Annotated in this window: 8 protein-coding genes; 4 read left to right on the forward strand and 4 right to left on the reverse strand. The window is 62.3% G+C overall.

The window, feature by feature from the left end; all coding sequences use genetic code 11:
• Positions 1 to 783, forward strand: a 783-nt coding sequence (locus I5W_RS06325; RefSeq protein WP_044528601.1) for a GGDEF domain-containing protein, incomplete at its 5' end; no start/stop codon positions are given.
• A gap of 41 nt (positions 784 to 824) precedes the next feature.
• Here I5W_RS06325 and I5W_RS06330 read toward each other — a convergent pair.
• From I5W_RS06330 to I5W_RS06345, 4 genes are all read right to left on the reverse strand, one after another.
• Positions 825 to 1517, reverse strand: a complete 693-nt coding sequence (locus tag I5W_RS06330; RefSeq protein WP_017451752.1) for a glutathione binding-like protein — start codon at positions 1515 to 1517, stop codon at positions 825 to 827.
• A 79-nt stretch (positions 1518 to 1596) separates the two neighbouring features.
• Entirely contained in the window at positions 1597 to 2754 is a 1158-nt protein-coding gene (locus I5W_RS06335; RefSeq protein WP_017451753.1) for a pyridoxal phosphate-dependent aminotransferase, read from the reverse strand.
• Positions 2755 to 2817: 63 nt separating this feature from the next.
• Positions 2818 to 3339 (reverse strand): PIN domain-containing protein, encoded by a 522-nt coding sequence (locus I5W_RS06340; RefSeq protein WP_044528602.1) that lies wholly within the window; start codon positions 3337 to 3339, stop codon positions 2818 to 2820.
• Positions 3340 to 3350: 11 nt separating this feature from the next.
• The gene (locus I5W_RS06345; protein ID WP_017451755.1) at positions 3351 to 3635 is read right to left on the reverse strand and encodes a hypothetical protein; all 285 of its coding nucleotides are present in this window, start codon (positions 3633 to 3635) and stop codon (positions 3351 to 3353) included.
• A 382-nt stretch (positions 3636 to 4017) separates the two neighbouring features.
• Here I5W_RS06345 and yaaA point away from each other — a divergent pair, with 382 nt between their 5' ends.
• From yaaA to I5W_RS06360, 3 genes are all read left to right on the forward strand, one after another.
• Positions 4018 to 4794 carry a peroxide stress protein YaaA gene (yaaA, locus tag I5W_RS06350; protein ID WP_044528603.1) on the forward strand — a complete coding sequence of 259 codons (777 nt, stop codon included), beginning with the start codon at positions 4018 to 4020 and terminating at the stop codon, positions 4792 to 4794.
• Between the two features lie 251 nt (positions 4795 to 5045).
• Positions 5046 to 6113 carry a helix-turn-helix domain-containing protein gene (locus I5W_RS06355; protein ID WP_044528604.1) on the forward strand — a complete coding sequence of 356 codons (1068 nt, stop codon included), beginning with the start codon at positions 5046 to 5048 and terminating at the stop codon, positions 6111 to 6113.
• A gap of 64 nt (positions 6114 to 6177) precedes the next feature.
• On the forward strand, positions 6178 to 6836 hold a 659-nt coding region (locus tag I5W_RS06360; protein ID WP_044528605.1), incomplete at its 3' end, for a SphA family protein.

Raw genomic sequence — 6836 nt, forward strand, 5'->3', positions numbered from 1 at the left:
GGCCTGACGCCCCAGCAACTGTGGACAAATCCCTCACTGATCGACAGCATGATCCACCCGGACGACTTGCCGATGTTCGAGGCGGCTCGCCAGGCCGTGCTGGATGGTGGTCTGCACTGGCTGGTGGAGTTCCGGGTGATCCCGCCCGGCCAGGGCGTGCGCTGGCTGCGTGGTCAGGCGCGTCCGCGCCGGCTGGAAGACGGCACCACGTTATGGCATGGCTTCGTGAGTGACATCAGCCAGAGCAAGGCCTTCGAACTGGAATTGCAGGAGCTGGCCCTGACCGACCACCTCACGCAATTGCCCAATCGCCGTAGCTTCATGCAGCGACTGCAGGAGGAATACAGTCGCGTGCAGCGCGGCATGATCGAGGGGGCCGCCGTACTGATGTGTGACCTGGACCACTTCAAGCGCATCAACGACAGCCTGGGTCATGCCGTGGGTGACCAGGTGTTGAGCCATTTTGCCGCGCTGCTCAAGGGCCAGTTGCGCAAGTCCGATGCGGTCGGGCGCCTGGGTGGGGAAGAGTTCGCGGTGATCCTGAGCCGCGCCAACCTGCAGTCCGCGGCCGAATTCGCGCTGCGCCTGCAAACCAGCTTTGCCAGCCACCCGCTGCTGCATGAGGGCGGCGAGGTGGAGGTGACGATCTCCATTGGCATCGCCCTGATGCAGGCCGACAGCAGCGGCCCGGAGCAGGTCTTGCGCGCCAGCGATGATGCCTTGTATCGCGCCAAGGAAAAAGGGCGCAACCGCTTCGAGTTTGCGCCCTTTACAGGTCCGTAGCTTGATGCACTGCGTGGCCGCCACCGCGACGGCTGGCAGCCTCAGCGTTTCTGGTACTGGCTCTTGCCGAACAACAATTCCTTGGCCTTGTCGTCATGCAGCGGCTTGCGTTTGTCGGCCAGCACGGTCACGCCGCGTTGCACGGCCGGGCGCGCGCTGATGGCATCGAACCAGCGCTTGACGTTGGGGAAGTCGTCCAGATCAATGCCTTGGTTCTTGTGCGAACGGGTCCAGGGGAAGCAGGCGATATCGGCAATGGTGTACTGCTCGCCGGCCAGGTAGGCGTGCTGGCCCAGTTGCTTGTCCATCACCTGGTACAGACGGCGCGCTTCATTGCTGTAGCGGTTGACCGCGTATTCGATCTGCTCCGGTGCATACAGGCGGAAGTGGTGCGCCTGGCCCAGCATCGGCCCCAGACCTCCCATCTGGAACATCACCCATTGCAGCACTTCATACTTTTCACGGGTGGTCTCGCCCAGGAAGCGCCCGGTCTTGCCGGCCAGGTAGATCAGGATCGCGCCGGATTCGAACAGCGAGATCGGTTCGCCATCCGGGCCATCGGAATCGACGATGGCCGGGATCTTGTTGTTGGGGGAAATCTTCAGGAACTCGGGCGTGAACTGGTCGCCGGCGCCGATATCGATGGCGTGGGCGGTGTAGGGCAGGCCGCATTCTTCCAGCATGATGTGGACCTTGTGGCCGTTGGGCGTGGCCCAGCTATAGACGTCGATCATGGATGTCCTTTTTGCGTGTCGTGTTGAGGGGGAAGTCACGGAACGGAAAATGATATAAACGATTTACGTGGCAGCGACATTACAGCTTTGCCAGTCGCTCCAGCGCCAGTTGCAGCGTCTCATCCTTCTTGGCGAAGCAGAAGCGCACGATGCCCGATTCCCTGGGCGTGTTGTAGAAGGCCGAGACTGGAATGGCGGCCACGCCGATCTCGCTGGTGAGCCACTGGCAGAACTCGGCCTCGGGCAGGTCCGAAATGGCGCCGTACTTCACGCACTGGAAATAGGTGCCTTGCGAAGGCAGCAGCTCGAAACGGGTGTTGGCCAGACCATTGCGGAAAAGATCACGCTTGCGCTGGTAAAACGCCGGCAAGTCCAGGTACGGGGAAGGATCCTTCATATAAGTGGCCAGTCCGTACTGAACCGGGGTGTTGACCGTGAAGACGTTGAACTGGTGCACCTTGCGAAACTCTGCGGTCAGCGCCGCCGGGGCGGCCACGTAGCCGACCTTCCAGCCGGTGACGTGGTAGGTCTTGCCGAAGCTGGAATTGATGAAGCTGCGCTCGGCCAGCTCGGGATGGCGGGCCAGCGATTCATGCGGCTGGCCGTCATAGACCATGTGTTCATACACTTCGTCGGAGAGGATCAGGATGTCGGTGCCGCGCACGATGTCGGCCAGGGCCGCCACGTCAGCGGCACGCATGACGCTGCCGGTCGGGTTGTGCGGGGTATTGACCATGATCATGCGGGTCTTGGCGCTCACGGCAGCCTGGACCTTGTGCCAGGGGATGCTGTAGCCGTGCTCGCCCACTTCCATCTGTACGCACACCGGCACGCCGCCGGCCAGTTCGATGGCGGGTATGTAGCAGTCATAGACCGGTTCGATGACGATGACTTCGTCGCCCGGATGTACCGCGCACAGCACCGAAGTCAGGATGCCCTGGGTGGCGCCGGCCGTGACCGTGATGTCGGAGACCGGGTCATAGCGATGGCCGTAGAGTTGTTCCACCTTGGCGGCGATGGCTTGGCGCAGGGGCAGCACGCCGGCCATGGGCGGATACTGGTTCAGGCCCTCCTGCATGGCCTGGGTGACGGCTGCCACCAGGGCCGGGTCGCAGTGGAAATCAGGGAAGCCCTGTCCCAGGTTGACCGCGCCTTTTTCGGCGGCCAGGGCCGACATGACGGTGAAGATGGTAGTGCCGACCTTGGGCAGCTTGGTGACGATGTTGGGGGTGCTCATTGCAGCGGGCTCGTTCTTGTGATGATCGCAAGCCCGTTATTCTAGCCGCATTCGCGCGCTGGTTCAGGCCAGCGGCTCCATGAAGGCATCCGCCCGCCAGTGTTGCGGCGGCACGATGGCAAACAGGCCGCGCTTGAGGGTGCGCTTGCCCAGCTTGAGTACCGCCTTGTCCTTGCTCACCAGCACATGGGCGCGGCATTGCAGGGCCAGCTCCAGGAATTTCTGGTCGTCGCGGTCGGTGCATAGCGGCAGGCCGAAGCGGTTGACCTCGGCCAGCGGCAGGCAGTGCAGCAGGCGGTCGAACTCGGCGCAGATGGCGGGCTTGTTCTCGGGCGTGACCGGCAGGTGCGGATAATCCAGCACGGCCAGCCATTCATTGCGGCAATCCTCGCGGGTATAGGCGTCGACGCGGCCCTGTTCCAGCGCCTGCTGCAGCGCCGCCCAGCGCGGATCGCGAAAGACGAACAAATCCAGGCAGACATTGGTGTCCAGCACCAGCCGCTGGCGCCCGCCGGGGGCGCCTGGGCTGGCGATGGGATCGATGGGAAGCGGGGCGGGGAGGGAAGGTGTTGCCAGGGTAGTCATTGAATGGAGAACTAGTTGTCGATGCCGCGTTGCCCCGGTGGTTGTGCTTCGTGCTTGCCGAAGAGATCGCCACCGGTTTCCAGCGCATCATACCCTTGATCGGTGACGCGCCAGAAATTATGCATGTCCACCGCCGCCAGTCCGCGGTCGTAGAGCAGCCGCAGATGATGCAGGATCACCTCCGGCGCCACCTGTCCGGGCAGCGCGCTCTGGATCTTTTCCACGTCGCCGTAGAGCGTGCCGAAGGATGCCAGTTGCTTCAGGATTTCGCCCATCAGGGCTTTGTCGCGTTTCATGATGTCTCCTTTGCCGGTGGCCGATGGGATCGGGCGGGCAGCGTGTTGCAGCGCAATGACTGCAGCGCGTGCAGGTGACGCTGTGCTCTTGGCATGGACAGCAAAACGCAGCCGAAGTGCCGCAAGCGGCTGCCCACTGGCCAGGCAGCGCTGGAGCAGCCGCCTGGTCGGTTCCTGTTGATTAACGGCAAGTGTAGCGCGGAACTTGAATCGGGTTTTTTTGCCCCTGTTGTGCCCCGGTCGTGCCTCTGTTTTGCCGCTCGGATTGGCCTGCCGCACCGGCCTATGGCACCTTGCCGCTGGTGCAGCCCGCACGCAAGGGGCGCGCTTTGGGTATCATGGCGGCCACCCTGTCCCAACCTGATCATTGGATGAATGCCTCATGCTGATTGTTTTGTCTCCCGCCAAGTCGCTGGACTACGACACGCCCCCGACCACTGACGTCCATACCACACCGGCCTTCGTGTCGCGTTCGGCTGAGTTGATCGACGTGCTCAAGACCAAGTCGCCTGCCGAGATCGGCAGCCTCATGGGCATTTCCGACCAGTTGTCGGTATTGAATGTGAGCCGCTATGCCAGCTGGTCGCGCAAGTTCACCACCAAGAACGCCAAGCAGGCGGTGCTGGCCTTCAATGGCGACGTCTACGAAGGCTTGGACGCCGCCTCGCTCGCTGCCGGGCAGCTCGACTACCTGCAACAGCACGTGCGCATCCTTTCGGGCCTGTACGGCATGTTGCGCCCGCTGGACCTGATGCAGCCTTATCGCTTGGAAATGGGCACCAAGCTGGCCAATCCGCTCGGCAAGGATCTGTACGCCTTCTGGGGCAGCGAGATCACCGAAGCGCTCAATGGCGAACTGGCCGCGCAAAAGACGCCGGTGCTGGTGAACCTGGCCTCGGAGGAATACTTCAAGGTGGTCAAGCCCAAGCTGCTCAAGGCGCAGGTGGTGGCGCCCGTGTTCGAGGACTGGAAGGGCGGCAAGTACAAGATCATTTCCTTCTACGCCAAGCGCGCCCGTGGATTGATGGCGCGCTATGCTGCGCTGAAGAACATCAACCAGCCCGAAAAGCTCAAGGCCTTCGACCTGGAAGGCTATGCCTTCGCTCCCGAGGCCTCCAGCGAGAGCAACTGGGTATTTCGCCGNCAGCTGCAAGACTGATCGGCTGAATCGTTCCTGCCTCTCTGACGCGCTCTCCCTGCGGCAATATTTGCCTTAAAGATATAAATCCTATGCAGGAGGGCGTTCTCTCCCCCCCTCCAAACCCCTATGGCACGATGAGCTGGCCTTGCGCTATGCTCACGCGTTACCGTAAAGCGCGACACAGATCGCAGCATGAGCTTCACCAGCCCACGCCGGCGGGGGCGTTGCTGCCACGACGATGGCAGCCGTGTCACCCTGGGAGAGAGACGATGGTAGTTGCCAAGCATCATGCCCTGCCTGGTAGTGTGCCCGCGCCCGTGGGCAGCATTACGGTGCATTCCATTGACGAAGCCCGTCATACCATGAAGGATGGGCAACTCGATCTCTTGCAGATGTCGCCCGGCAAGCTCAACTATTCGCTGTCGATGCTCCAGCTCGGGCATATCCAGGTCTATCGCGAACGTGCCGACAAGCCCTTGCTCAAGCGCGGGCCTGGCTGGTCGGGCGCATTGGTGTTCAGTTTCGTGGTCGATGCGCGCGGCTGTGGCTGGTTGGCCGGACGTGCGGTCGATCCCCAGGTCAGCCTGGTGGTTGCCGGCGAGCAGTTACCCGAGATCATCACCCCGCAAGCGCTGGACCTGTTGTTTGTCGTGGTGGATCGCCAGTGGCTCTGTGAGCGCATCGGCGAAGCGGCCAGCCAGCAGATTGCCGGTAGCGGGCGCAGCTTTCCTTCCTTCGCCCTCTGGCATGAACAGCGGCTGGCCTTGCGTAAATTGTTTGCGCTGTTACCCCTACAGGACGCTACCGTCCCTGGTCAGGCGCCCATGCACCCGGTGCCTGCGGCCCTCATTGACGACGAGCCGGGGCGGGCGCAGGCCGAGGAACTGGTCCTGGACGCCTTGCTGGAAGTGTTCGGTTCGGTGCAGCGCATCGAGCCGCTCTGCGATAACGGCCCCAAGCGCCTGATCGACCAGGCGCGCAGTCTGATGCTGGGGGATGCACCGCAACGACCGACCATGAGCCAGGTGGCCGCCCATCTGGGCGTGAGCCGCCGCTATTTGCAGACCTGCTTCAATACCGCCGTAGGCATTCCCGCCAGCGAGTTCGTGCGGGCCGAACGGCTCAACCAGGTGCGCAAGGTGCTGGTTGAAGCGCGGCGTGCCGGGCGCAACCTGTCCCATCGCGATGTGGCCGCCGACTGGGGCTTCTGGCATCTGAGCCGTTTTGCTTCCGATTATCGCGACATGTTCGGTGAATTGCCGTCCCATACCTTGCGCCCTTACGCATCGTTGAGCGCGTGCCGAGAACAGATACGGTTGCGTTCCCAAAACGGATAACGCAGCAAGCAAGGCACTTCCTAGAATCCCTGAACCACTTCACGAAAAAGGTTTGGGGAACAACATGAACAACATCTGTCGTACCGGGCGCCGCGCCAGCGCAGTCGCCTTTTCCACACTCTCCACAGGTTTTGCCGTTTGCTTGTCCACCCTGATCTGTACGCCGGCCCACGCCGTCGAGCAGGGGGCCACCATCACCCCTATCGGCGTTACCGACTTCGGGGCCGGCATCCTGCCGCCACCTTCACCCTATGGCACTTTCGGAGTGCGGGCCGCCTACTATTCCGCCTCCACGCTCAAGGATGATGCCGGCAAGAGCGTGCCCAACGATTTCCATATTGATGTCAAGACGCTGGCCTTGGCTTACTTCTACGTGACCGATGTTGAACTGCTGGGTGGCAAGCTGGCCATGGGCGGGGTGCTGCCCTTCATCGACATCAACGGCAGCTTCAAAGTGGGCACTCCCGGTGGCCCCTTGTCGATCTCGGGCAAGGACACCGGCCTGGGCGACATGCAGGTGATGCCTTTCATCCTGGGCTGGCAACTGCCGCCCAGCGTGTTCGTCAATGCCGGCCTGATGATCCAGGCCCCCACCGGGGCTTACTCCACCAGTAACGCCTTCAATGCCGGCGTCAATCACTGGACTTATTCACCCTTCGTGGGGGCGACCTATATCTCGCCCTCCGGTACCGAACTCTCGACCCAGGTGTCGCTGAACTTCAA

The organism is Herbaspirillum sp. B65, from assembly GCF_000333555.1.
GTDB lineage: Bacteria > Pseudomonadota > Gammaproteobacteria > Burkholderiales > Burkholderiaceae_D > Herbaspirillum > Herbaspirillum rubrisubalbicans.